At 73.3% G+C, this 26154-nt stretch carries 17 protein-coding genes and 1 tRNA gene; 15 read left to right on the top strand and 3 right to left on the bottom strand.

Annotation, left to right across the window (positions count from 1 at the left end; all coding sequences use genetic code 11):
* The first annotated feature begins 22 nt into the window (after positions 1-22).
* The 15 genes from ABZ990_RS22540 to ABZ990_RS22470 all read left to right on the top strand — a co-directional run bounded on the left by ABZ990_RS22540 (position 23) and on the right by ABZ990_RS22470 (position 21592).
* The gene (locus ABZ990_RS22540) at positions 23-376 is read left to right on the top strand and encodes an STAS domain-containing protein (RefSeq protein WP_361234308.1); all 354 of its coding nucleotides are present in this window, start codon (positions 23-25) and stop codon (positions 374-376) included.
* A gap of 137 nt (positions 377-513) precedes the next feature.
* Entirely contained in the window at positions 514-972 is a 459-nt protein-coding gene (locus tag ABZ990_RS22535) for an ATP-binding protein (protein WP_361234305.1), read from the top strand.
* A 442-nt stretch (positions 973-1414) separates the two neighbouring features.
* Positions 1415-3769 (top strand): sodium-translocating pyrophosphatase, encoded by a 2355-nt coding sequence (locus ABZ990_RS22530; RefSeq protein WP_361234302.1) that lies wholly within the window; start codon positions 1415-1417, stop codon positions 3767-3769.
* Between the two features lie 252 nt (positions 3770-4021).
* Positions 4022-4762 carry a small secreted protein gene (locus tag ABZ990_RS22525; protein ID WP_361234299.1) on the top strand — a complete coding sequence of 247 codons (741 nt, stop codon included), beginning with the start codon at positions 4022-4024 and terminating at the stop codon, positions 4760-4762.
* A gap of 274 nt (positions 4763-5036) precedes the next feature.
* Positions 5037-6638, top strand: a complete 1602-nt coding sequence (locus tag ABZ990_RS22520) for a methyltransferase (protein ID WP_361234296.1) — start codon at positions 5037-5039, stop codon at positions 6636-6638.
* The gene (locus ABZ990_RS22515; protein ID WP_361234293.1) at positions 6635-7651 is read left to right on the top strand and encodes a helix-turn-helix domain-containing protein; all 1017 of its coding nucleotides are present in this window, start codon (positions 6635-6637) and stop codon (positions 7649-7651) included. Before ABZ990_RS22520 ends, ABZ990_RS22515 begins: the two co-directional genes overlap by 4 nt.
* Positions 7652-7773: 122 nt before the next feature.
* Positions 7774-8802, top strand: a complete 1029-nt coding sequence (locus ABZ990_RS22510) for an ABC transporter ATP-binding protein (protein WP_361234290.1) — start codon at positions 7774-7776, stop codon at positions 8800-8802.
* Positions 8799-9620: an ABC transporter permease gene (locus tag ABZ990_RS22505; RefSeq protein WP_361234287.1), complete on the top strand. Its 822-nt coding sequence runs from the start codon at positions 8799-8801 to the stop codon at positions 9618-9620. The genes ABZ990_RS22510 and ABZ990_RS22505 overlap by 4 nt, the downstream gene beginning before the upstream one ends.
* 11 nt (positions 9621-9631) lie before the next feature.
* Positions 9632-10423, top strand: coding sequence for an ABC transporter permease (locus ABZ990_RS22500; protein WP_361234284.1), 792 nt, complete (start codon positions 9632-9634; stop codon positions 10421-10423).
* A 232-nt stretch (positions 10424-10655) separates the two neighbouring features.
* Positions 10656-10853 (top strand): hypothetical protein, encoded by a 198-nt coding sequence (locus tag ABZ990_RS22495; protein ID WP_361234281.1) that lies wholly within the window; start codon positions 10656-10658, stop codon positions 10851-10853.
* A gap of 676 nt (positions 10854-11529) precedes the next feature.
* Positions 11530-14376, top strand: a complete 2847-nt coding sequence (gene topA / locus ABZ990_RS22490; RefSeq protein WP_361234278.1) for a type I DNA topoisomerase — start codon at positions 11530-11532, stop codon at positions 14374-14376.
* A gap of 380 nt (positions 14377-14756) precedes the next feature.
* Positions 14757-18197: a dTMP kinase gene (tmk, locus tag ABZ990_RS22485; protein ID WP_361234275.1), complete on the top strand. Its 3441-nt coding sequence runs from the start codon at positions 14757-14759 to the stop codon at positions 18195-18197.
* Between the two features lie 213 nt (positions 18198-18410).
* The gene (locus ABZ990_RS22480; RefSeq protein ID WP_361234272.1) at positions 18411-19613 is read left to right on the top strand and encodes a DNA polymerase III subunit delta'; all 1203 of its coding nucleotides are present in this window, start codon (positions 18411-18413) and stop codon (positions 19611-19613) included.
* A gap of 234 nt (positions 19614-19847) precedes the next feature.
* Positions 19848-21422 (top strand): alpha/beta hydrolase, encoded by a 1575-nt coding sequence (locus ABZ990_RS22475; protein WP_361234269.1) that lies wholly within the window; start codon positions 19848-19850, stop codon positions 21420-21422.
* Positions 21423-21518: 96 nt separating this feature from the next.
* Positions 21519-21592: transfer RNA gene (locus ABZ990_RS22470), tRNA-Thr, on the top strand.
* A gap of 322 nt (positions 21593-21914) precedes the next feature.
* Here the strand turns inward: ABZ990_RS22470 and ABZ990_RS22465 are convergent.
* From ABZ990_RS22465 to ABZ990_RS22455, 3 genes are all read right to left on the bottom strand, one after another.
* The gene (locus tag ABZ990_RS22465) at positions 21915-22544 is read right to left on the bottom strand and encodes a methyltransferase domain-containing protein (RefSeq protein ID WP_361234266.1); all 630 of its coding nucleotides are present in this window, start codon (positions 22542-22544) and stop codon (positions 21915-21917) included.
* Between the two features lie 133 nt (positions 22545-22677).
* Complete coding sequence (locus ABZ990_RS22460) at positions 22678-25188, bottom strand: FtsX-like permease family protein (RefSeq protein WP_361234263.1); 2511 nt, start codon at positions 25186-25188, stop codon at positions 22678-22680.
* Positions 25182-26075 (bottom strand): ABC transporter ATP-binding protein, encoded by an 894-nt coding sequence (locus ABZ990_RS22455; RefSeq protein ID WP_361234260.1) that lies wholly within the window; start codon positions 26073-26075, stop codon positions 25182-25184. The genes ABZ990_RS22460 and ABZ990_RS22455 overlap by 7 nt, the downstream gene beginning before the upstream one ends.
* Positions 26076-26154 lie beyond the last annotated feature (79 nt).

The raw sequence follows: 26154 nt of genomic DNA, 5'->3' as shown, positions 1-26154 counted from the left end.
ATAGCTAGGTGCTGGAGGACCCGTGGACCTGTCTCTGTCGACTCGCACTGTGCCCGGCCCCAATGGCGACCGTACGGTCGTCGAGGTCGGTGGCGAGATTGATGTGTATACCGCGCCCAAGCTGCGCGAGCAGTTGGTCGAGTTGGTGAACGACGGCAGCTACCACCTGGTTGTCGACATGGAAGGCGTGGACTTCCTCGACTCGACCGGCCTCGGCGTGCTGGTGGGCGGCCTGAAGCGCGTGCGCGCGCACGAGGGATCGCTGCGTCTGGTGTGCAACCAGGAGCGCATTCTGAAGATCTTCCGGATCACCGGGCTCACCAAGGTGTTCCCGATCCACACCTCGGTCGAGGACGCCATCAACACCGCCGACTGAGACCGGGCGCTGCCCGCTCCAGGCCTGTCCGACTTTGCTTGACCGGGCAGGCCCCGTGGGCTTGACCCGGACCGGCGCGGATCCGTCGGACGGGTCCGCCCAGCCCCCGTGAACCGTCGAGAATCCCAGGGGATCGCATGGCCACCGTTGAACTGCTTTTCAGCGCTCAGCCCGAGCATGTCCGCACGGCTCGTCTGGTGGCCGCCGCGGTGGCCAGACGGGCCGGGGTCGACGAGGCGGTCCTCGACGAGGTCCGGCTCGCCGTCGGCGAGGCGTGCTCCCGCGCGGTCGGGCTGCATCGCAGCAACGGGGTCACCACTCCGGTGCGGGTCGCGCTGACCGAGGAGGAGAAGTCCTTCTCGATCGAGGTCGGCGACGAGGTGCCGGGTGCGGGTGTGGCCGCCGCCGATGCCGCGGGGGTGCCCGGCGCGCGTGACGCGGCACCGGCCGAGGACTTCGACGACGCCGACGGCGAGGACGAGATGGGTCTCGCGGTGATCCGCGGGCTTGTCGACGACGTCGAGGTGAGCGCCGGCGAGGAGGGCGGCACCATCCGGATGCGCTGGCCCGCCAACCCGGACGCCGCGTTCGGCTGACCTCGTCCGTAAGTCTGCCCAGCGCGGGGGTCCGTACCGCCTGACGGATCGCGGAGCTCCGTACATCAGGCGTACAGAGGTCCGTATGTCCGGCGGATCGTATGAAGTCCGCGCCGGGCCAGGAACGACCGTCGCGGATCGCATACGACCGTGCCGGATCACGCATGACCGCGGGAGACCGTGGGAGACCGCGAAAGACTCAGATCGACCTCGAATACGCCGAAGAGGCCCTGTCCCGCAGGGCCTCTTCGGCGTATTCGAGGTCTTCGACCGTGCGGCGTGGCGCGTTTCGTTCGGCATCGCGTTCGTTACCGCGTTCGGTGGCACTTGGGAGGGATTTTGGGAGGGATTCCGGGCGGCGAAAGGCGGAGGCCCGGATTGCGTGAGTTCACATCCATAGAATCCGCTTTGTCCTGACTTCGCGATGTCACGGAGGGCGGAAATGGTGGACCTCGCCGCCGCGGTGCTCACCCACGGGAACCGCGTGATCGTGGCCGTCGTCGCGGGCGTCGCGCTGGTGGCGCTCCTGGTGGCCCGGCTGCTGGCCCGCCAGGTCCTCAAGGCGGGCGAGGGCACGGAGACCATGCGCCGGATCGCGGCGGCCGTCCAGGAGGGCGCCAACGCGTATCTGGCACGGCAGCTGCGGACGCTCGCCGTCTTCGCCGTCGCCGTGTTCTTCCTGCTGTTCCTGCTGCCCGCCGACACCTGGGCGCAGCGCTCCGGACGCTCGCTCTTCTTCCTGGTCGGCGCGCTGTTCTCGGCGGTCACCGGTTACGTGGGCATGCGGCTCGCGGTCCGGGCGAACGTACGGGTCGCCGCCGCGGCCCGGGAAGCGACGCCCGCCCCCGGCGAGCCCGCGCGGCCCCGGTCCGACGTCGCGCGCCAGGCCATGCGGATCGCGTTCCGTACCGGCGGTGTGGTCGGCATGACCACCGTCGGCCTCGGCCTGCTCGGCACCTCCTGCGTGGTGCTCGTCTACGCCGCCGACGCGCCCAAGGTCCTGGAGGGCTTCGGCCTCGGCGCGGCGCTCATCGCGATGTTCATGCGGGTGGGCGGCGGCATCTTCACCAAGGCCGCCGACGTCGGCGCCGACCTGGTCGGCAAGATCGAGCAGGGCATCCCCGAGGACGATCCGCGCAACGCGGCCACCATCGCCGACAACGTGGGCGACAACGTCGGCGACTGCGCGGGCATGGCCGCCGACCTCTTCGAGTCGTACGCCGTCACGCTCGTCGCCGCCCTCATCCTCGGCAAGGCGGCCTTCGGCGACATCGGGCTCGCCTTTCCCCTCGTGGTCCCGGCGATCGGGGTGGTGACCGCGGTGGCGGGCATCGTCGCGGTCGCCCCGCGCCGCGGCGACCGCAGCGGCCTGACCGCCGTCAACCGGGGTTTCTTCCTCTCCGCGCTGTGCTCGCTCGTCCTCGTCGCCGCGGCCACCGTCGTCCTCCTCCCGTCCTCGTACGCCGGCCTCGAAGGCGTCACCGAGGCGGGCATCCCCACCCACGGCGGCGACCCGCGCGTGTTCGCCGTGATCGCGGTGGCGATCGGCGTCGTGCTCGCCGCGCTCATCCAGCAGCTCACCGGCTACTTCACCGAGACCGGCCGCCGCCCCGTCCGCGACATCGCCGCGTCGTCCCTGACCGGCGCCGCCACCGTGGTCCTGGCGGGGGTGGCGATCGGCCTGGAGTCCGCGGTCTACACGGCCACGCTGATCGGCCTCGCCGTCTACGGGGCGTTCCTGCTCGGCGGCTCGTCGATCATGCTGGCGCTGTTCGCGGTCGCCCTCGCGGGCACCGGGCTGCTCACCACGGTCGGGGTGATCGTCGCCATGGACACCTTCGGCCCGGTCGCCGACAACGCGCAGGGCATCGCGGAGATGTCCGGCGACGTGACGGGCGAGGGCGCGCGGGTGCTCACCGACCTCGACGCCGTCGGCAACACCACCAAGGCGATCACCAAGGGCATCGCGATCGCCACGGCCGTCCTCGCGGCGGCCGCGCTGTTCGGCTCGTACCGGGACACCATCGCGACCTCCGTCGCCGAGGTCGGCGCGCGGGCGGGCCGGGCGACCCTGTCCATGGACATCTCGCAGCCGAACAACCTCTTCGGGATGGTGCTCGGTGCCGCGGTCGTCTTCCTCTTCTCCGGGCTCGCGATCAACGCCGTCTCCCGGTCGGCGGGCGCGGTGGTCTTCGAGGTGCGACGGCAGTTCCGCCGCCATCCTGGGATCATGGACCACAGCGAGACACCCGAGTACGGCCGGGTCGTCGACCTCTGCACCAGGGACGCGCTGCGCGAACTCGCCACGCCCGGACTGCTCGCCGTGATGGCCCCGCTCGCGGTCGGCTTCGCCCTCGGAGTCGGCCCGCTCGGCGCGTACCTCGCCGGAGCCATCGCCGCCGGCGGGCTGATGGCCGTCTTCCTCGCCAACTCCGGCGGGGCCTGGGACAACGCCAAGAAGCTGGTCGAGGACGGCCGGTACGGCGGGAAGGGCGGCCCCGCGCACGCGGCGACCGTCATCGGGGACACGGTCGGCGACCCGTTCAAGGACACCGCCGGGCCGTCGATCAATCCGCTCCTGAAGGTGATGAACCTGGTCGCGCTGCTGATCGCGCCGGCGATCGTGCGGTTCGGGTACGGCTCCGGGGCCCGGCCCTGGGTGCGCGCGCTGATCGCGGCCGTGGCGCTCGTGGTCATCGTCGTCGCGGTCGGTATCGCGCGGCGGCGGCCGGTGGCGATCGGGGGCGACCCGTCCGGACGGAACGACGCGTCGCCGGGCGCGGCCGTGACGCCGTGACGCCGTGACGGGGGCGTGAGGGGGCGTGAGGGGGCGTGAGGGGGCGACGTGCGGGTCACCGTACGGTCTTGGCGGCGTCCTTGTCGGCGGGCCGTCAAGACGCGTCGCGGGAACGTGCTCTGACGTGACGTCCGCCCCTGTCTGCTTGGTTCAAAAGGCTTCAATATGGGATGAACCGGTCGCACGATCGGTGGATGCCCTGCACATGACGTGTATGTTCCGGGGCCGAGAGCCTTGGAAGGGACCGATCCGGTGAACAAGAAGCTTGCGGCCGCACTGTCCGGCGGCGCGGTACTGATGCTCGTGCTGTCCGGCTGCGGAGGGGACGACGGCAACAAGGTCGACGACTGGGCCAAGACGTTCTGCGACGAGGCGAAGCCGCAGATCCAGAAGCGCGCGAACGCCAACCAGCTGATCATCTCCACGGCTGCCGACAGCAAGCCCGCCACCATCCAGGCCGCCGACTCCAAGGCCTTCGCGGACATCGCCGCCGCCGACCGTGCCCTGGCCAAGGCGGTCGAGACCGCCGGGACGCCGCCGGTCGAGAACGGCGAGACGATCAAGCAGGACGCGGTCAAGCAGCTCAACGACACGGCCGCCGCCTACGACGAGCTGAAGAAGCAGGTCGACGGGCTCGACACGGCGGACCAGCAGAAGTTCGCCGACGGGCTCAAGTCCGTCTCCGACAACCTGGCGAAGATCCAGAACATGGACCAGGCCGCCATCACCAAGCTCCAGTCCGGCGAACTCGGCCAGGCCATGGCCAAGCAGCCGGGCTGCCAGACGCCGAAGGCATCCATGCCGCCGTCGCCCGAGAGCGGTTCCGAGCCGGCCGGCAGCGAGGGCGCCGCGGGCGACGGCTCCAAGAGCGAGGGCACGAAGAGCGACGGCTCCAAGAACGAGGGTTCCAAGAGCGACGGCTCCAAGGACAGTTCCAAGGACGGCTCCAAGAGCGACGACGGCAAGGCCGAGAGCACGAAGACCGAGGGCTGACGGGCAGGGCCCTCAAGAGCCTCAAGGCCCTCAAGAGCCGCTCCGCGGCGAGGGCTCCGGGTGATCCCGTACGGGACGTCGCCCGGGGCCTATGGCCGTGCGACGGGGTCGGTACGGCGTTCCGCGCCGCGCCGGCCCCGCTCTACGTGGGGCGTCTGCCCCGGGCGGGCGCCTGTACGGACGCTGCCCGTAACGGCGGTCGCAACCGCGTTCGCCGCGCCGCCCGCGCCCGCGATGGTGGCGGTGGCGGCGGTTGTCGGTGGCGCCCGTCACAATGGGGCACGTGAGTACGACCAGCACCACCCCCAGCCTCCCGGTCCCCACGCACGCCGCCCCGCTGCGCGAGGCCCTGCTCGCCGCCGACTTCACCGCCGACGGTCTGCTCGACCTGCTCGGCGCCCAGGCGTACGCGGCCCTCGCCCGCAGCGAGACCGTGCCCGCCTTGCGCGCCACCCGCGGCGACGCCCCGCTGGACACCCTCGTCCGGCTCTTCCTGCTCCAGCAGGACGTGGCGCACGACCGGGCCGCCGCCGCGCTGCCCCTCGCGGACGCGCTCGCCGACGGCTGGGTGGTCCGCGAGGACGACGCCGTACGTGCCACGGTCGACATCCGTCCGTACGGCGGCCCGGACGGCGAGGACTGGTTCATCGTCTCCGACCTCGGCTGCGCCGTCGGCGGCGCGGGCGGCATCGGCAAGCAGGGCCGTGACGTGGCGGGCGAGGCCGTCGTCCTCGGCGTCGGCGGTGCCTCCACTACCCTCGCCGGCATCACCGTCCGCACCCCCGTGGCCGCCGCCCTCGACCTCGGCACCGGCTCCGGCATCCAGGCGCTGCACGCCTCCCGGCACGCGACCCTGGTCACCGCCACCGACCTCAACCCGCGCGCCCTCGACTTCACCCGGCTCACCCTCGCCCTGTCCGGGGCCCGGGGCGCCGAGCTGCTGGAGGGCTCGCTCTTCGAGCCGGTCGACGGCGACACGTACGACCTGATCGTCTCCAACCCGCCGTTCGTGATCTCCCCCGGCGCGGGCCTCACCTACCGCGACGGCGGCATGGGCGGCGACGACCTGTGCCGCACGCTGGTGCGGCAGGCCGGCGAGCGGCTGAACGACGGCGGATACGCCCAGTTCCTCGCCAACTGGCAGCACGTCGAGGGCGAGGAGTGGCAGGACCGGCTGCGTTCCTGGGTGCCGGCCGGCTGCGACGCCTGGATCGTGCAGCGCGAGGTCCAGGACATCACCCAGTACACCGAGCTGTGGCTGCGCGACAGCGGCGACCACCAGGGCGACCCGGAGGCGTACCGGCAGGCGTACGGCCGCTGGCTCGACGAGTTCGAGGCCCGCAAGACCAAGGGCATCGGCTTCGGCTGGATCACGCTGCGCAAGAACGCGGCCGTCGCCGCCGGCGCGGTCGAGCCGTCGATCGTCGCCGAGGAGTGGCCGCACCCCGTCGAGCAGCCCCTTGGCGACACCGTGCGCGCCCACTTCGAACGCCAGGACTATCTACGCGGTCACGACGACGCGGCGCTGCTCGCCGGTCACTTCGTCCTCGCGTCCGAGGTCGTCCAGGAACAGGTCGGCCTGCCCGGCTCCGAGGACCCCGAGCACGTCCTGCTGCGGCAGAACCGGGGGATGCGCCGCGCCACCCGCGTCGACCACGTCGCCGCCGGCTTCGCGGGCGTCTGCGACGGGACCCTGAGCGCCGGGCGGATCCTGGACGCCATCGCCCAGCTCACCGGCGAGGACCCGGTCGTCCTGCGGGACCGCACCCCGCAGGCGATCCGGCTGCTCGTGGAGGAGGGCTTCCTGCTGCCGGCCGCGCCGACCACACCGGCCACACCGACCGCGCCGAACGCGGCGGACGGGAGCGCTGCTTGATACGGATCGAGCTGGACGAGGCGGCGCTCGGCGCGACCCGGATCGCGATGAGCCCGCTGCGCGACGCGTTCTGCGCCGCGCACCTCCAGCTGCCGGGGCGCACCCCCTCCTGGCCGTACCAGGAGTGGGTGGGCCACGCGCGCGAGGTGTGGCGGGAGGACGACCGGCTGCGGCCGCTGTGGGAGCTGTTCACCGAAGGGCCGCCCGGGGTCTCGGACTTCCTGATGCCCCGGCCGCTCGGTACCCCCGACGTGTACGAGGAACTGGACCGGCTGCGGGCCACCGACCCGGAATTCGTCCGCGAACAGGTCGCCGACTGCTACCCCGGTCTGGAGGAACTTCCTTTCCTCCGACCGTATCTGACGGATCCGCAGGCGGCTTGCGCGGCGCTCGCCGACGCGTACGCCGCCTGGTGGCAGGAGGCCATCGCCCCGCACTGGCCGGTGATGCGCCGTCTCGTCGAGGACGAAGTCCTCGTACGGGCGCGGACGTTCGCGACCGAGGGCGTCGACGCGCTGTTCGTGGGTCTGGAGCGGCGGGCGCGCTGGGAGCGTCCCGTGCTCGAACTGACCAAGTACATCGACGCGGAGTACGCGGCCGGGGAGCGGCGGCTGGTGCTCGTGCCGCTCGTCTTCGCCGAGGGCTGCCGGCTCTACTCCACCGACGACCCCGAGGTCCTGTCCGTCTCCTTCCAGGCCAGGGGCGCCGGCGCGCTGCGCGAGCGGGCGGCGGCGGAGCCCGCCGGGGGCGGCGACCGGCTCGGGCTGCTCCTCGGCCGAGGCCGCGCCGCCGTCCTGCGCGAACTGGCCGGCCCGCTGACCACCGCCGGTCTCGCCGACCGGCTCGGCCTCGCGCCCAGCACCGTCTCCGAGCATCTGTCGCTGCTGGCCGGCGCGGAGGTCGTCACCCGGCACCGGGTGGGGCGTTCGGTCTACTACCAGCTGACGGACACCGGGCGTTCGCTGCTCGCGCTGCTCGCGGGCGAGGGGGTCCTGGGCGCCTCGGCCGCCTGAGCGCCCGAGCGTCGGGGGCTGGAAACCGGGCCTGGAAACCGGGACCGGGGCCGGGGCGGCCGACGATTCGGGCGGTTCCGAATCGATGGCACCACCCCGCTCCGCCTCCGCAGACTCCCGCCATGCTCGCCATCGAAGCGGACGCGCTGCGCCGCACCTACACCAGCCGGACCGGATGGATCCGGCCACGCCGTACCGAGACCGAGGCCGTGCGCGGGGTCACCTTCGAGGTGGCCCCCGGTGAACTGTTCGGCCTGCTCGGACCCAACGGTGCCGGCAAGACCACCACGATCAAGATGCTCAACACCCTGCTGCTGCCGACCTCCGGCACGGCCCGGGTGTTCGGCCACGACGTGGCCCGCGACCCCGTCGCCGTACGCCGCCGGATCGGCTACGTCTTCGGCGGCGACCGGGGCCTGTACGACCGGCTCAGCGCGCTCGACAACCTCCGCTACTTCGCCGAGCTGTACGGGGTCGAGGCCCGCTCCCAGCGGCGGCGTATCGCCGAACTCCTCGACCTGGTGGGCCTCACGGGCCGGGAGCGCGAACGCGTCGAGGGCTACTCGCGCGGTATGCGGCAGCGGCTGCACATCGCGCGCGGCCTGCTGCACCGCCCCGACGTCCTCTTCCTCGACGAGCCGTCCATCGGCGTCGACCCGGTCGCCGCCCGCGATCTGCGCCGTACCGTCGCCGACCTCACGGCCGCGGGCACCACCGTGCTCCTGACCACCCACTACATGGCCGAGGCCGACGAGTTGTGCGACCGCGTCGCTGTCATCGCGGGTGGCCGGATCCGTGCGCTCGGCACCCCCGAGAGCCTCAAGTCCCGGGTCGGGGACCGGGATGTGCTCGACATCGAGGTGTACGGGGCGGGGGAGGACGCGCTCGAACGGATCCGCCGGATCGCCGGCGTGCGCGGAGTCTCTGTGACGGAACGCGGCACGGCGCAGACCCTCACCGTGCAGACCGACCGGGGCGCCGAACCGCTCGCCCCCGTCCTTGCCGCGCTCGACGGCGTACGCGTCGGACGGGCCGCCGCCCGCGAACCCTCCTTGGAGGACGCCTACATCGCGATCGTGGAGGAGGCGGACACCACCACCGCGGACACTGCGGACGCGGCCCCCTCCGAGCCGGTGGAGGTGACCGCGTGACGCGCGTGACGCGCGGCACGCGCGGGATTCGTCCGGCGCGGATCGCGCGGATGATCGGGGTCGGGGTGCGCACCCATGTCTCGTACATGTCGCGCTCCCCGCTCGAAATCACCTTCGCCGTACTCGTCCCCCTCGTCTACGCCACGCTCGCCGTCTACCTCTTCCGGGCCGCCGGCGATTCCGGACGGCTGCTCGACGCCTCCGTCGGCGCCGGACTCATGGGCATCTGGGGCTCGGTGCTGTTCGGTTCGGGCGGCGCCGTACAGAACCAGCGGTGGCTCGGCACCCTGGAGACGCTGGTCGCCGCGCCGACGCCGCTCGCCCTGGTGCTGCTGCCGATCACCCTCGCGACCGCCGTCATCGGCACGTACGCGATGGGCGCGACCGTGTTGTGGGGCGTGGTCCTCTTCGGCGTGCCGCTCGACTTCGCGCACCCGCTGCTCTTCGTCCTCGCCGTCCCGGTCTGTGTGCTGGCCCTCGGGATGATGGGGCTGCTGCTCGCCGCCTGCTTCGTGCTGCTGCGCAATGCCAACGCCCTCGCGAACCCGCTCGACACGCCCGTCTGGCTGCTGTCCGGACTGCTCGTGCCGGTGACCGTGCTGCCCGCCTGGACGCATCCGCTGTCGTGGGCGCTGCCCACCACCTGGGGATCCCGGGCCGTGCACGCGGCGGTCTCCGGCGGACCGGCCACGGCGGACGTGCTCGTTCCGCTCGGCGTCGCCGCGGGTCTCGGCGCCGGGTACGCCCTGGCCGCCGTACTCGTCCTCGGCCGGGTGGAGCGCCGGGCCCGGGCCGCCGCCACCCTCGCCCTCGCCTGAAAGGCCGACAGATGTTCCGCTTCCGTGCCTCCGCCCGGCTGCTCGTGGTCGGCGGGGCGATCTCCTACCGCGCCCTGTTCAACTGGACGACCCCGCCCATGTTCATCGGAACGCTGCTGGCCGGGCCGCTGCTCCAGGTTTTCTTCTTCGTCTTCCTGGGGCGGGAACTCGGCGTCGCGGACGACCGTTTCCATCTTGTCGGGAACGCCGTCCTCGCAGCTTCCGCCTCCTGCGTGTACGGCGGCACCATGGCCGTCGCCAACGAGCGCCGGTTCGGCACGCTGGGCGCCGTCCTGCTCTCGCCCCGGCACCGGGTCCCGCTGTGGGCCGGGCGTGCCCTGCCCTATGTCCTCAACGGGCTGATCGTCAGCGCTTTCGTGCTCACCGCCGCCGCGACGCTGCTCGGTCTGCCGGTGCCGGCGGACGCGCTGCCCGGGCTCGGAGTCGTGCTGCTCACGGGCGCCGCCGCGTGCTCGGCGTTCGGGCTCGCGCTCGGGGCGCTCGGGCTGCGCTTCCGGGACGTGTTCCTGGTGTCGAACGTGGCGAGTTCGCTGCTCCTGCTCCTCACGGGCGCCGCCGTGCCCCGCGAGACCCTGCCGGAGTGGATGCGGGTGGCCGGCGAACTGCTGCCGCTGACCCACGCTGCCGACGCGGCACGCCGTCTCACCGCGGGCGGCGGGCTCGACGGCCGGCTGCTCGGGGCCGAGGCCCTGGTCGGCGCCGGGTACGCGGTGCTCGCGGTGCTGCTGCTCGCGGTCTTCGAACGGGGCAGCAGGCGCCGGGCCACGCTCGACGTCATGTGACGGATGGACGGACCGGGGAGCGGGGTGGGGGTGGCGAAGGGGAGGGGTAGGGGGACGGGAGGCCAATCGGAAGGGAATGTTCCGGGCGGGAGCAGGGGGCAGCCGGGCCTTCCGCGCCGTTCACCGGGAGTTCGCCGTGCGGATGCCGGGGGCTGTCAGCCTCGGCGTCGGCGGGGTCGAAAAGTCCCGCCGTGGGGCCTGTAAGGCCAGGGCGAGGGAACGGGGTACGGCAATGGAGAGCGTTCCGGCACTCTTCGCGGGGGCGGCGTTCACGCTGTTCGGCGCCGCGCTGCTGCTGTGGACGGGCGTCCGGCTGCGGGAGGGCGAGCCCGTCGCGCTCGGGGTGGCGCCGCGTACCGCCGCCGTGGTCGCCGGGCTGTCCGGGGCGGCCTTCCTGCTGCTTGGCGTCTGGTGCTTCGGCAGGCTGTGACGCATCGGCGGTGGCGCTCCGGCGCTGCGGGCCGCGCACTGCGCACTCGGCGACACCTCGCCACGCCGGGCGGCTTGCCCTGCCCGCTGCCGGGCACGCGTTTCCCGGCCCGTACCCCCGCCGTACCTCCGCCGCACCTTCGCCGTGCCGCCCGCGCGTCCCGGCCCGGAGCCCCTCCGCCGTACGCCCGCCCGCAGCCCCGGCCGTACCCCCGCCCGCCCTCGATCCGCCCCCGACGTGCCCCCTGACCTCGGACGCGACCGCGACGGCGGCCACCGCCCGGCCCTGCCCCACGCCCGCCCCGCATCCGCCCCGCGCCCGCCCCCCGGCTTCCCCGCGTCCGTGCCGCGATCGTGCCCCGACCGTGTCCCGACGGCCCGGCCCCCGGCGCCCGCTCCCGCCTGCCGGAGGGTGTCCACGCCGAGGTCCCCGGTGACGTCCTGGTGCCGGTCCGGGAGTCCGGGCGGCGAGATGGGCAGGAGTCGGGTTACCGTTCGAGTGGCCGTTGCGGGCTTTTGCCGTTTGACACGGGGGCGGGTTGTACCGTCACACTCCGCAGCGACGACAGTGTCACCGTACGTGCACTGCCGTGCGTGCCAGCACCGTACGTGCGCCGTGCCGTCGTGCGCAGTACGCAGTACGTGCCAGAGAGCGTCGACCGGAGAGAAGAGCGAAGTTGTCCCCGACCAGCGAGACCGCACAGGGCGGCCGCCGACTCGTCATCGTCGAGTCGCCTGCCAAGGCGAAGACGATCAAGGGCTACCTCGGCCCCGGCTACGTCGTCGAGGCGAGCGTCGGGCACATCCGGGACCTTCCGAGCGGCGCCGCAGAGGTGCCGGAGAAGTACACCGGTGAGGTCCGCCGGCTCGGCGTCGACGTCGACCACGACTTCCAGCCCATCTATGTCGTCAACGCCGACAAGAAGGCTCAGGTCCGCAAGCTGAAGGAACTGCTCGCGGAGTCCGACGAGCTCTTCCTCGCCACCGATGAGGACCGCGAGGGCGAGGCCATCGCGTGGCACCTCCAGGAGGTCCTGAAGCCCAAGGTCCCCGTCCACCGGATGGTCTTCCACGAGATCACGAAGGACGCGATCCAGCAGGCCGTGCGCAACCCGCGCGAGCTCAACAAGCGGATGGTCGACGCCCAGGAGACCCGCCGCATCCTCGACCGCCTGTACGGCTACGAGGTCTCCCCGGTCCTGTGGAAGAAGGTCATGCGCGGCCTGTCGGCCGGCCGTGTCCAGTCCGTCGCCACCCGGCTCGTCGTCGAGCGCGAGCGCGAGCGCATCGCCTTCCGCTCTGCCGAGTACTGGGACCTCACCGGCACCTTCTCCACCGGCCGCACCGGCGACCCCTCCGACCCGTCGTCGCTGGTCGCCCGGCTCGCGTCGGTCGACGGCAAGCGGGTCGCGCAGGGCCGTGACTTCGGCGCCGACGGGCAGCTGAAGAACGCCGGCGTGCTCCACCTCGACGAGGAGAAGGCGCGCGCGCTCGCCGCCTCCCTCGACGGCACCCGCTTCGCCGTCCGCTCGGTCGAGTCGAAGCCGTACCGCCGCTCCCCGTACGCCCCCTTCCGCACCACCACCCTCCAGCAGGAGGCCAGCCGCAAGCTCGGCTTCGGTGCGAAGGCGACCATGCAGGTGGCGCAGAAGCTGTACGAGAACGGCTTCATCACCTACATGCGTACGGACTCCACGGTGCTGTCCGACACCGCCGTGACGGCGGCCCGCGCGCAGGTCACCCAGCTCTACGGCGCCGACTACCTGCCGGAGAAGCCGCGCGTCTACGCCGGCAAGGTCAAGAACGCGCAGGAGGCGCACGAGGCGATCCGCCCCTCCGGCGACCGCTTCCGCACCCCGGCGGAGACCGGTCTGACCGGCGACCAGTTCCGGCTCTACGAGCTGATCTGGAAGCGGACCGTCGCCTCCCAGATGAAGGACGCGACCGGAAACTCCGTCACGGTCAAGATCGGCGGCACCGCGGCCGACGGCCGCGACGCCGAGTTCTCGGCCTCCGGCAAGACCATCACCTTCCACGGCTTCATGAAGGCGTACGTGGAGGGGGCCGACGACCCGAACGCCGAGCTCGACGACCGCGAGCGGCGGCTGCCGCAGGTCGCCGAGGGCGACGCGCTCGCGGCCGAGGAGATCACGGTCGACGGCCACGCCACCAAGCCGCCCGCCCGCTACACCGAGGCCAGCCTGGTCAAGGAGCTGGAAGAGCGCGAGATCGGCCGCCCGTCGACGTACGCCTCGATCATCGGCACCATCCTCGACCGCGGCTATGTGTTCAAGAAGGGGACGGCGCTCGTGCCGTCGTTCCTCTCCTTCGCCGTCGTCAACCTCCTGGAGAAGCACTTCGGGCGGCTCGTCGACTACGACTTCACCGCCAAGATGGAGGACGACCTCGACCGCATCGCGCGCGGCGAGGCCCAGGCCGTGCCGTGGCTCAAGCGCTTCTACTTCGGCGAGGGCGACGGCCCCGGCGCCGGTGGTGCGGCGGACGCCGGCAACGGCGACGGCGACCACCTCGGCGGTCTGAAGGAGCTGGTCACCGACCTCGGCGCCATCGACGCCCGGGAGATCTCCTCCTTCCCCGTCGGCGACGGCATCATGCTGCGCGTCGGCCGCTACGGCCCGTACGTCGAGCGCGGCGAGAAGGACCAGGAAGGCCACCAGCGGGCCGACGTCCCCGACGACATGGCGCCCGACGAGCTGACCGTCGCCTACGCGGAGGAGCTGCTCGCCAAGCCGAGCGGAGACTTCGAGCTGGGCGCCGACCCGGAGACCGGCCACCAGATCGTCGCCAAGGACGGCCGCTACGGCCCGTACGTGACGGAGATCCTGCCCGAGGACACCCCGAAGACCGGCAAGAACGCGGTCAAGCCGCGCACCGCCTCCCTCTTCAAGACGATGTCCCTGGACACCGTCACGCTGGAGGACGCGCTCAAGCTGATGTCGCTGCCGCGGGTCGTCGGCACCGACGCCGAGGGCGTCGAGATCACCGCGCAGAACGGCCGCTACGGCCCGTACCTGAAGAAGGGCACGGACTCGCGCTCCCTGACGGACGAGGAGCAGCTGTTCACGATCACGCTGGAGGAGGCGCTGGCGATCTACGCCCAGCCCAAGCAGCGTGGCCGGGCCGCCGCCAAGCCGCCGCTGAAGGAACTGGGCACCGACCCCGTCAGCGAGCGTCCGGTGGTCGTCAAGGACGGCCGGTTCGGCCCGTACGTGACGGACGGCGAGACCAACGCCACCCTGCGCACCGACGACAGCGTGGAGACGATCACGCCGGAGCGCGGTTACGAGCTGCTCGCCGAGAAGCGGGCCAAGGGCCCCGCGAAGAAGGCGGCCAAGAAGGCGCCGGCGAAGAAGACCGCCGCCAAGAAGACCGCGGCCGCCAAGACCACGGCCGCGAAGAAGACCGCGGCGAAGAAGACGGCCGCGAAGAAGACCACGGCCGCCTCGGCCACGAAGACGGCCGCGAAGAAGACGGCCGCCAAGAAGGCCACCACGGCGGAGTAGTTCCCGGCGGTCCGGGGCGGGGACGGTCTGAATGTCCTCGGCGCCGGACGGACCGGAAACGGATGAACGAAAGGGGGAGGACCAGGCCCGTGGGCCCGGCCCTCCCTCTTCGTATCTCCGCTGGTCCGGCCCTGTTCCGTCCCTGTTCTGCCCCTGTTCCGGCCCTGTTCCGCGCCTGGTCCGCCTCTGTTCCGCGCCGTGCGACCGGCCCGGTGATCCGTCCCCGGCCGGTCCCTCCGCGTACCCTCCCGCCGGTCCCTTTCCTCTTCCTTTCCCCTCCCTTCGGCCCTTCCTTCCCCCTTCCTGCGGCCGTTCCTCCGGCCGTCCGTCTGTTCGGTCGGAGGCCGCGGGGAGCAAGGCCGTCCGGATAGGGTGGACGGATGACGCGAGCAGAGCAGCCAGACACCGACGCCGCACTCGTCGCCGATTCCCGGGAGCGTGCCGTACGGGCCCTCTTGCGCCATCAGCCCCTGCGGAGGCTGTGGAGCGCCCGGCTCGTCGGGGGCACGGGTGACGCCCTCGCCCTCCTCGTCCTGATCCTGCTGGGCTTCCAGGCGGCCACCGCCGGGGACCTGCTGGGCGGCGGATACCGGGGGGCCGCGTTCGCCGTGGCCGCCGTCGTCGGCGCCCGCATGCTCGCCACCGTCGTCTTCGGCGCCGTGCTGCTTGGCCCGCTCACCACGCTGACCGGCCCGAAGGGCCCGTTCGACCGCCGCTGGACCATGATCGGCGCGGACATCCTGCGGGTCGGGCTGCTCGTCGTCGCCCCGCTGTGGATCGACTGGACCTCCGACAAGGCGCTGTGGTTCCTGCTCGGCACCGTCTTCGTGACTGGCGCCGCCGAACGTGTGTGGACCCTCACCGAGGAGTCCGCCGCGCCCGCGCTGCTGCCCGCCCCGCCGATCGAGGGCGCCGCCGTCCGGCCGCTCCCCGACCACCTGGCCGCGCTGCGCACGCTCTCCCTGCGCACCGGTTTCCTCGCGGTACCGGCCGCCGCCGCGGTCCTGCTGGTCGCGACGCTGATCGGCGAGCTGCTCGGCACCGGAGTCGACTGGTTCGACCTGCACCAGGCCGCCCTCGGCTCGTACGTCGCCGCCGGACTCTTCGCCGCCTCCGTCAGCGTCCTGTGGTTCCTGCCGCTGCCGGGCGCCGCCACCCCGCGCCCCCGCTCGCCCCTGGAGGGCCTGCGCCCGCCCGTGTACGCCAGCGGCGTCGAGAAGGGCCGTACGGGCGCCCTCGGCCTGCTCGTCCTGGCCTCGGCCACCGTCGCCTGCGCCATCGCCGCGGCGGCCTCGCTCGCCGTCCTGCACGCGTACGACCTGGACGGCGGGCCCGTCACGTACGCCCTGCTGATCCTCGCGCTCACCGGCGCGACCGTCGTCGGCATCCGTACCGCCGGATCCGTGCTGACCGTGCTGTCCCGGCGCCGGCTGTTCGCCCTCGCGCTCGCCGTCACCGGTGTCGCGCTGCTCGCCATGGGCCTGGTGCCGGACACCGCGACCGTGCTGATACTCGCGGTCCTCGCCGGATACGCGGCCGGGGTCGCCGCCCGCACCGGGCACAGCCTCGTCGACCAGGAGACCGAGGAGCCCCGCCGGGCCCGGGTCACCGCCCACCTCCAGGCCGCCGCCCGGGTCGGCATCGGCGCGGGCGCGCTCGGCGCCCCGCTGCTCGCCGCCGCGATCGGGCCGCACCGGCTCGCCTCCGGCAGCTTCGTCTTCGCGCACGGCGGCGCCGCCTTCACCCTGATGCTGGCCGGCGCGCTGCTGCTGCCGGTCGCCGCGCTCGTCCTCGCCAAGACCGACGACCGCGCGGGCGTCCCGCTCCGCCGCGACCTGCGCGACGCGCTGCGCGGCGGCGACCCGGCCGAGGCCGCGTCCCCCACCGGCTTCTTCATCGCCCTGGAGGGCGGCGACGGCGCCGGCAAGTCCACCCAGGCCAAGGCGCTCGCCGAGTGGATCCGCGCCAAGGGCCACGAGGTCGTCGTCACCCGTGAGCCCGGCGCCACCCCGATCGGCAAGCGGCTGCGCTCGATCCTGCTCGACGTCTCCAGCGCCGGCCTGTCCAACCGCGCCGAGGCACTGCTGTACGCGGCCGACCGCGCCGAACACGTCGACTCGCTCGTCCGGCCCGCCCTCGAACGCGGCGCCGTGGTGATCTCCGACCGGTACATCGACTCGTCCGTCGCCTACCAGGGCGCCGGCCGTGACCTGTCGCCGACCGAGATCGCCCGGATCAACCGCTGGGCCACCGGCGGGCTCGTCCCCCACCTCACCGTGCTCCTCGACGTCTCCCCGGAGACCGCGCGCGAGCGCTTCACCGAGGCCCCGGACCGGCTGGAGTCCGAGCCGCCCGAGTTCCACGCGCGCGTACGGGCCGGATTCCTCGCCCTCGCGGCCGGCGACCCGGGGCGCTACCTCGTCGTCGACGCCGGCCAGGACCCGGCGTCCGTCACCGCTGTCGTACGCCACCGGCTCGACCGCATGCTGCCGCTGTCCGAGGCCGAGGTGAAGGCCCAGGAGGAGGCGCGCAAGGCCGCCGAGGAGGAGGCCCGGCGCAAGGCGGAGGAAGAGGCCGCCCGCAAGGCCGAGGAGGAGCGCCTGGAGCGCGAGCGCCAGGAGGAGCTCGCCCGTATGCGGGCCGAGGAGGAGGAGCGCAAGCGGCGCGAGGAGGAAGAGGCCCGGCGCGTCGAGGCCGAGCGGCAGGCGGAGGAGGCCCGGCAGCGCGCCGAGGAGGCCCGGATCGCCGCCGAGGAGGAGCGCAAGCGGCGCGAGGCCGAGGAGAAGGCCCGCCGCGAGGAGCAGGAACGGCTGCGCAAGCTTGCCGAGGAGGAGGCCCGGGTACGGGCCGAGGCCGAGGAACGCCGCCGGGAGAAGCAGCGCAGGGCCGAGGAGGCGCTGCTGCGCGCCGAGGAGGCCCGCAAGCTCGCCGAGACCGCGGCGGCCAAGGCCGCCGAGGAGGACGCCCGCAAGGCCGCCGAGGAGGCGGCGCGCAGGTCCGCCGAGGAGTCCGCGCGCAAGCAGGCCGAGGCGGCGGAGCGGGCCCGGGCCGCCGAGGAGGCGCGCCGGCGCGAGGCGAAGCGCGTGGAGGAGTCCGCGAACGAGATCACGGTGGCGACGCCGATCGTGAAGCCGGGGGATGTGCGGCCCGGGGATGTGCGGTCGGGGGACGCGTCGGGTTCGGGCGCGTCGGGTTCGGGTTCGGGTGTGTCGGGTTCGGGCGCGGGCGGCTCGGGTGATTCTGGTGAGGGTGGCCGGGGTGCGGGCGGGCGTGGCCCGGGCGCGCCTGGTACCGGGGCTTCCGGTTCGGCCGTCTCGTCGAACGAGATCACCGTCCCGACGCCGGTCGTGCGGCCGGGCGCGGGCGGCAACGACGACGAGACGAGGGTCATCCCCCGGATCAAGGACCCCCGCGAGGCGGGGTCGGGCGGTGCCGGAGCGGCGGGCCGCGACTCGGCCGGGCGCGACTCGGCCGCCGAGGAGACGACCGTGCTGCCTTCCGTACGGGAGAAGAACCCGGCGGACCGGGTGCCGCAGGACTTCTTCCGCGACGAGGCCCGGGGCGGCCGGGAGGCCGCCCGGGGCGGCGCCGGCACGAACGACCGGACGCGCGAGCTCCCGCAGCTCGACGAGCAGGGCAGGCCGCGCCGCCGTTCCGACTGGGCGGAGGAGACTCCGCTGGACGACCTGCCGACCCTCGCCGACGAGCTGCTGGGCGGCTTCGGAGGGTTCGGCGGGCTCGGTGACGAGGACGGCGGGAACGGCAGGGACGGCGGGGACAGCGGGGACGGCGGGGAGAACGGCCGGCGCGGCAAGCGCTGAGGCCGGCGGGACTGGCGGGACTGCGGGGACTGTCGGGTCGCGGCAGTCCCCGTGGTCGTTCGGGTCGCTGCGGTGACCTTCCGCATCGGCACCGGCACCGGCACCCGGGTCACTTCAGTCGCTGCGATGACCGAGGCGCCCGAGGTCGGTTTGGGCGGGACTGTCGGTGTGGTGCCCCACAATGGAACGCGTACCTGAGGAGGGGCATCGGACATGGCCGTATGGGACGACCTCGTGGGCCAGGAGAAGGTCGAGGAACAGCTCGCCGCCGCGGCGCGCGACGCCGACACGTTCGTGACCGCGCATGCCGCGGGCGAGCCCGTCCCCGAGGCGTCGAAGATGACCCACGCCTGGCTGTTCACCGGGCCGCCCGGATCCGGGCGGGACACGGCGGCCCGGGCGTTCGCGGCGGCGCTCCAGTGCGTGAGCCCCGACCGGGCGCTCGGCGGGGCGCCGGGCTGCGGGTTCTGCGACGGCTGCCACACGGCCCTGATCGGTACGCACGCGGACGTCGAGGTGGTACGTACGGATCTGCTCTCGATCGGCGTGAAGGAGACCCGCGAACTGGTCCGGCGGGCCCAGTTGTCACCGGCGGGCGGCCGCTGGCAGGTCATCGTCCTGGAGGACGCCGACCGGCTGACCGAGGGCGCCGCCAACGTCCTCCTCAAGGCCGTCGAGGAGCCCGCGCCCCGCACGGTGTGGCTGCTGTGCGCACCGTCCCTGGAGGACGTGCTGCCCACCATCCGTTCCCGCTGCCGGCACCTGACGCTGCGCACCCCGTCCGTGGCGGCGGTGGCGGACGTACTGATCCGCCGCGACGGCATCGAGCCGGAACGCGCGCGGTTCGCCGCGGCGGCCACCCAGGGACACATCGACCGCGCCCGGCGGCTCGCGACCGACGAGCGCGCGCGGGCGCGCCGCGCCGTGGTCCTCAAGCTGCCGCTGCGGGTCGGCGACATCGGCGGCGGCCTGCGGGCCGCCCAGGAACTCGTCGACGCGGCGGCCGAGGACGCCAAGCAGGTCGCCGAGGAGGTCGACGTCAAGGAGACCGAAGAGCTGAAGGCGGCGCTCGGCGCGGCCCAGGGCGGGCGGATGCCGCGGGGCACGGCGGGCGCGATGAAGGAGCTGGAGGACCGGCAGAAGCGCCGCCGCACCCGTACCCAGCGCGACAGCCTGGACCTCGCGCTCTCCGACCTGACCGGCTTCTACCGCGATGTGCTCGCCCTCCAGCTGCGCGCCACGACCCCTCTCGCCAACGAGGACACGCGCGACGCGATCGAGCGGATCGCCGAGGACACCGCCCCGGAACGGACCCTGCGCCGCATCGAGGCGATCCTGGCCTGCCGCGAGTCCCTCGACCGGAACGTGGCGCCGCTGCTCGCGGTCGAGGCGATGACGATGGCTCTGCGCGACTGAGGGACCGAGCCTCGGCGGCCGAGGGGCGACCGGTGGCCGGCCGGCCGAGGGGCCCGGGCGCGTGCCCCGGACGGGCCCGGTGGGTCAGCGGTCCGAGGGACCCCGGCCCCGGTCCACGACCGACAGGCCGCCGGGTCCGCCCAATGGCCGGTTGGCCGGTTGTCGCCCCTGCCCACCAAGGGGCGATCAGGGCGATTGGACACGTTCCGTACCCATCCCGATACGCTCCGAGGCATGGACTCCAGGCGACTGCTCCGTATCTCCGCCACCGCCCTCGCGGCCGGTGGTCTCGTTCTCTCAGGCTGTGCGGGAGGGAGCGGGGCCGCCGCTCCCTCCCGTGAATCCGCCGCGGCGGTCTCGTCGGCCGGTACGTCCGGGGGGCCGGGGGGCGAGATCTCGACCGCCGCGCTGGGGAAGTACTACGCGCAGAAGGTGTCCTGGCGCAGCTGCGGCGTCGCGAACTTCCAGTGCGGCACGGTCCGCGCCCCGCTCGACTACACCAAGCCCGACGGCGGCGAGGTGAAGCTCGCGATCTCCCGGGTCCGCGCCACCGGCCCCGGCAAGCGGCTCGGTTCGCTCCTGGTCAACCCGGGCGGGCCCGGCGGCTCCGCGGTCGGCTACCTCCAGGGGTACGCCGGCATCGGTTACCCCGCCCAGATCCGGGCCCGGTACGACATCGTGGGCGTCGACCCGCGGGGCGTGGCCCGCAGCGAGCCGGTCGAGTGCCTGACGGGCGCGCGCATGGACGCGTACACGCAGGTCGACCAGACCCCCGACACCCCGGCGGAGCAGCAGGCGCTCGCGGCGGCCTTCAAGGAGTTCGCGGCGGCCTGCCAGAAGCGCTCGGGCAAGATCCTGCCGCACGTGTCCACCGTGGAGACGGCGCGGGACATGGACATCGTGCGGGCGGTCCTCGGCGACGAGAAGCTGTCGTACGTGGGGGCCTCGTACGGCACCTTCCTCGGCGCCACGTACGCGGAGCTGTTCCCGTCGAGGACCGGCCGGCTGGTCCTCGACGGGGCGATGGACCCGTCCCTGTCCGCCGAGACCCTCAACCGCGACCAGACCGCCGGCTTCGAGACCGCGATCCGCGCGTTCGCCGCGGACTGCGTCACGAAGACCGACTGCCCGCTCGGCACGAAGTCCGTCCCGGCGGCCCTCGACGCGCTGGACCGCTTCTTCCGCGACACCGACGCCAAGCCGGTGCCGACGGGGGAAAGCCGGCCGCTGGGTGAGGCCCTGGCCACCACCGGCGTGATCGCGGCGATGTACGACGAGACCGCCTGGCCCCAGCTGCGCGAGGCCCTGACCCGCGCGATGGGCGGCGAGGGGTCGGCGATGCTCGCCCTCGCCGACAGCTACTACGAGCGCGAGCCGGACGGCGCCTACGCCAACCTGATGTCGGCCAACGCGGCGGTGAACTGCCTCGACCTCCCGCCGGCCTTCGCGGGCCCCGCCGACGTCCTGAAGGCGGTGCCGTCCTTCGAGAAGGCGTCCCCGGTCTTCGGCCGCAACCTCGCCTGGGCCGCCCTCAACTGCACCTACTGGCCCACCCCGGCCACCGGCAAGCCCCACCGCATCACCGCCGAGGGCGCCGCCCCGATCGTCGTGGTCGGCACCACCCGCGACCCCGCCACCCCCTACAAGTGGGCCCGCTCCCTTGCCGACCAGCTCTCCTCCGGCGTCCTGCTGACCTACGAGGGCGACGGCCACACCGCGTACGGCCGGGGCAGCGACTGCATCGACACCGCGATCAACACCTACCTCCTGGACGGCACCCCGCCCAAGAACGGAAAGCGCTGCTCATAGCCCTGCCGCCCGCCGTTCCCGGGGGTGGACGGAGCACCCCCGGAAACTGTGTAGACTTGGCGACGCTGCTGCACCCACCATGGGGGCACGGAGCGTGCCGCCTTAGCTCAGTTGGCCAGAGCAACGCACTCGTAATGCGTAGGTCTCGGGTTCGAATCCCGAAGGCGGCTCAGAGAAAGGCCAGGTCAGACATCGTCTGACCTGGCCTTTTCTGTTGCCCGGGGCATGCCGTACATGCGGTCGGAGCGCCGTGACTTTGCTTGTGTGACCGATGCGTGCCCATTGCGTGCCCGGGGCACCCCCGGCACTTCCTTCTCGGACTCGCGGCGCTTGGCCGTATCCGACGCGATCTCGGTGTTCCACCCCCCTGCGTGGTGCGGACCATGTCCGCGCCGAGTGACCGCACGCGCGCGCCGCTTCGGAGAATCCTCCCGGGCCGCGGAGGCCGGGCGCGGCGGGCAGCCCCGACAGGGCGCCGGGTGGATCGCGGGCTCAGGCGGGAGTGAGTAGGTTCGCCGGATGGGGCCGGGGGCGGCGGGCGTGGTAGACGAAGGCCGGGGGGAGATTGGCCCAGACCGTGCGGCCCGCGACCACCTCCTCGAAGGACGCCCCGAGCATCCGGCGGAAGCGGCGAGCCGGCGAGAGGCGGGTCGCGTGGACGTAGCCGAAGGTCGTGAACGCGCCCTGGGGGGAGAGCGCGTGGTGGACCGAGGCGAGCGTGGCGCGCTGTACCGGGAGGGGCAGGACGGCCCACGGAAGGCCGCTGATCACGACGTCCGCCGCCCCCAGCCCGTACGAGGCGAGCAGCCGGGGCAGAGTGGACGCCTCCGCGTGGAGGACCGTCACGCGGGGGTGGCGAGTGGCGAGCGAGGCGGCGAGCCGCGGGTTGATCTCCACTGCCAGATGGTGGCCTCGGCCGCCGAGCAGCTCCTGAATGAGCGTCGTGAACGCCCCTGTTCCCGGACCGAGTTCGACTACGACGGGATCCCCGGACTCCGGGATGGGCAGCGACACCTCGGCCGCGAGCCGGCGGGAGCTGGGGGCCACGGCGCCGATCTGGCCGGGGGAGCGCAGGAACTCCCGGAACATCGAACCGGTGGTGCCGGTCGTTCCGTCATGCATCGTCAACGGTCTGCCGCCTCTCGGGTCGCAGTGCTTGAAGGAAGGGGTCTGGAAGGGGGCTGTCAGGAGGACGTGAGGCAGGGTTTGGGGGAGGGCTTGTAGGAGGAGGGGTGGCGGAGCGGGGAGGAGGCGGCTACTCGCGGGCTCCCGCCAGTTCCACAGGGCGGGTGCGCAGGGCGAACGCGGCGGGCAGGGTCGCCGCCACGGCCGCGAGGAGGGCGGTGACGGCCGTCACGGCGGCCACCTCCAGCCAGGGCACGACGATGCCGGACCCCACGTCGAGCAGTCCGAGCGCCGCCCGGACACCGAGCAGGTTCACCGCGGAGGCGGCGGCGCCGAGGACCGCGCCGGCTGCCACGACCATGACCGACTCGACCGCGACCAACCTCAGGACCTGGGCCTTCGTCGCACCGGTCAGCCGCAGGGACGCCAGGTCGCGGGCCCGGTCGGTGGTCGCCATCACCAGGGTGTTGGCGAGCGCGATGCCCGTGTAGACGAGAGCGATGACCAGGATCATCAGCAGGCCGAGGCGGGTGGACTCGCTGGTGCGCGGGTGGTGCGCGGTCAACCATGGGCCGGCGGGCATCACCTCGACGTCGTGCGCCGCACCCGCCGCCCGCAACTGCCGTTCCACATCGGCCCGGTCGGTGTCGCCGGCCACCACGAAGTCGGCACGGTCGACGCCCGCGCCCGCCGCGTTGGCGGCGGTGACGTACACGCCGTTGCTCCCGGTGCCGACCGCGAGGACGGCGGCGATCCGCAGGCGCACCCGGCGGCCGTCGCCCAGCCAGACCGGGACCTTCTCGCCGACGCGGGTGGTGAGCCACTCCTCGTTGACGACGATGCCGTGGTCGTCAAGGTCGGACAAGGACCCCGCGATGACGGGGAGTTCGGACACCGCGGCCAGTTCCTCCGCACTGTCGACCGCGTGAGCTTCGGAGCGGACGAGGGCCGTGCCCTCCTCCAGGACGGTCACCTCGGTGGAACGGGACGCGCTGACCGTGACACCCGGCACCGCACGGGCCTCGGCCAGGAACGCGTCGGGCAGCGCCCGCCCCGCTCCGCCCGCGGAGGAGATGAAGTCGGCCCGGGACTGGGCACGGACCTCGGCGGCCTTGGCCTCGCCGATGGTGGCCGTCGTACCCGGCAGGGAGCAGGCGAGCGCCACGGTGACGATCACCGGCGCGGCGACGGCCGCCGTCCTGCGCACCCCGGCCACCGCGTTCTGTCCGGCCAGCATGCCCACAGCGCCGGGCAAACGGGCCGGCAGCCAGGTCAGCAGCCGGGTCAGTGGGCGCATCAGGACCGGGGCGAGAAGGGCGAACGCCACGATGAGAACCATCGGTTGGGTGAGGTACGTCTTGCGCTTGAGGAGGTCGCCGGGGTCCGTCGCCAGGTCCAGGACCAGCAGTCCGAGACCGGTGAGCAGGACGGCCGAGGCCGCCAGACGCCGGCTCCACGGCATCGTGCCGCTGTCGACCGCCGCCTCGCGCAGCGCCGCCGTCGGCCCGGTCCGCCCGGCCCGGAAGGACGCCACGGCCACACCGGCGAGGGCGACCGTCAGGCCCGTCCAGAAGGCGACGTGCAGCGGCCAGCTCTGCTCGCCGATCCGGAACCAGGCCGGGGCGATGCCCTGCCCGGACATCCAGCCGGCCAGCCGAGGCGCGCCCCACCGGCCGAGCGCACAGCCCGCACCCGCCGCGAGCACCCCGATCACCAGGGCCTCCGCGTACACCATCCGCCGTACCTGGCCGGGCGTCGCGCCCGCCATCCGCAGCAGCCCGAACTCCCGCCGGCGCTGCGCCACCGCGAAGGTGAACGTCGAGGCCACCACGAACACCGACACGAACGCGGTGATGCCGGCGGCGGTGCCGAGCAGCGCGTTCACGGAGACCAGGGCCTTCTCGTCGCGGTCCGGGGCCGGGTCGGCCCGGCGGCGGTCGGCGCCGGCCAGGACCGTCATGCCCGAACGGTCGCCGAGTGCCGCGCGGACGGCGGCCGGATCGGCGTCCACCGTCACCCGGTCGATCCGAGGCGCGATCCGGGCGGCCTCGGCGGCGGTGAAGAAGAAGGCCGTCTCGAACCCGGCGGACGGGACGGTGCCGACCACCGTCCGGGTGCCGGTGCCCTCGGGCGTGCCGACCTCGATCCGGTCGCCGGTACGGATCCGGGCGCCGGGCCCGGTCGTGACGACGACCTCGCCGGGCGCCGCCGGGGCACGCCCGGAGGAGAGCCGGTACGGGGTGGCGACGGCGATCCCCCATGGGTGGCCGACCGGCGGTGCCCCCGCGCCTTGACCCCGACCGAGCACCGCGTCGTCGGACACGGAGACCGGGAACGTACGGTCCTCGGCGACGGCGCCCACCTCGGCCAGCCGGTGTGCCCACTTCCGAGGTACGGCAGGAGGGTTGGCGAGCGGTGAGGTGCGCACGCCGATCGGTGTGGCGACCGCCAACTCGCGGGAGGCCTGCACCACCATCCGCGCCCCGGCGAACCGTTCGGTGCCCCGCTTCGGAGCGTCGAACGTCGCCGCGAGCGCGAGGCCCATGGTGGCGATGAGTCCCACGCCGAGCGCGAGCGCCACGAACGAGCCGACGAAGGTGACCCAGCGGGTGCGCATGCCGCGCAGCGCGAGGCTCAGCACGACGCCACCGCCTGGCCCTGTCCCTGGCCCCGGCCCTGACCCCGACCCCGGCCCTGACCCCGATCCCGGTCCTGGCCCTGCCCCCGCCTCTGTCCTTCGCCTGCGTCCTGGGATCGGCCCGTCCCGCCGTTCTGGCCCTCACCCTGCGGCGGTACGGCGCTCAGGGCAGCCATCCGCCCGGCGACCCGCTCCACCGACGGCGCGTACAGCTCGTCGCGGATCCGGCCGTCGGCGAGGAAGAGCACCCGGTCGGCGTAGGAGGCGGCGACCGGATCGTGCGTCACCATGACCACTGTCTGCCCTTGGGCGACCATCCCGCGCAGCAGCGTGAGGACTTCGCGGCTCGTGGTGGAATCCAGGGCGCCGGTCGGCTCGTCGCCGAACAGCACCTCCGGCCGGGTCACCAGGGCCCGTGCCAGCGCCACCCGCTGCTGCTGTCCGCCCGACATCTCGCCGGGCCGGTGCCCGGCCCGCTCCCGCAACCCCATCCGGTCGAGCACGTCCAGGACTTCGGACCTGCGGGGGCGGCGGCCGGCGAGCCTGAGAGGAAGGCCGACGTTCTGCTCGGCGGTCAGCGCGGGCAACAGGTTGAAGGACTGGAAGACGAACCCGATGCGCTTCCTGCGCAATAACGTCAGCTTCTTCTCGCTCAGCCGGGTCAGATCGGTCTCGCCGAGGAACACCTGCCCCGAAGTCGGCCGGTCGAGCCCCGCCGCGCACTGCAACAGGGTGGACTTGCCGGAACCCGAGGGGCCCATGACGGCGGTGAACGTGCCCCGGGGGATGTCGAGGTCGACCCGGTCGAGAGCGGTGACCGCGTTCTCGGGGAGGCGCCCGGCCCCGTAGGAGCGGGTCACGGAGCGAAGCCGGACGGCTGCGGGATTCATGCCCTTCATCCAACTGAGGACGTAGGCCCGGCACATCTGACGGAGACGTAGTGTTCGGGGTGGAGGTATCTCTACCTCC

This window comes from Streptomyces sp. NPDC046203, from assembly GCF_040646255.1.
In the GTDB taxonomy this organism is placed as follows: Bacteria; Actinomycetota; Actinomycetes; order Streptomycetales; family Streptomycetaceae; genus Streptomyces.
Note: the sequence above shows the minus strand (reverse complement) of the source record. Positions and strands in the feature narration are given on the sequence as shown.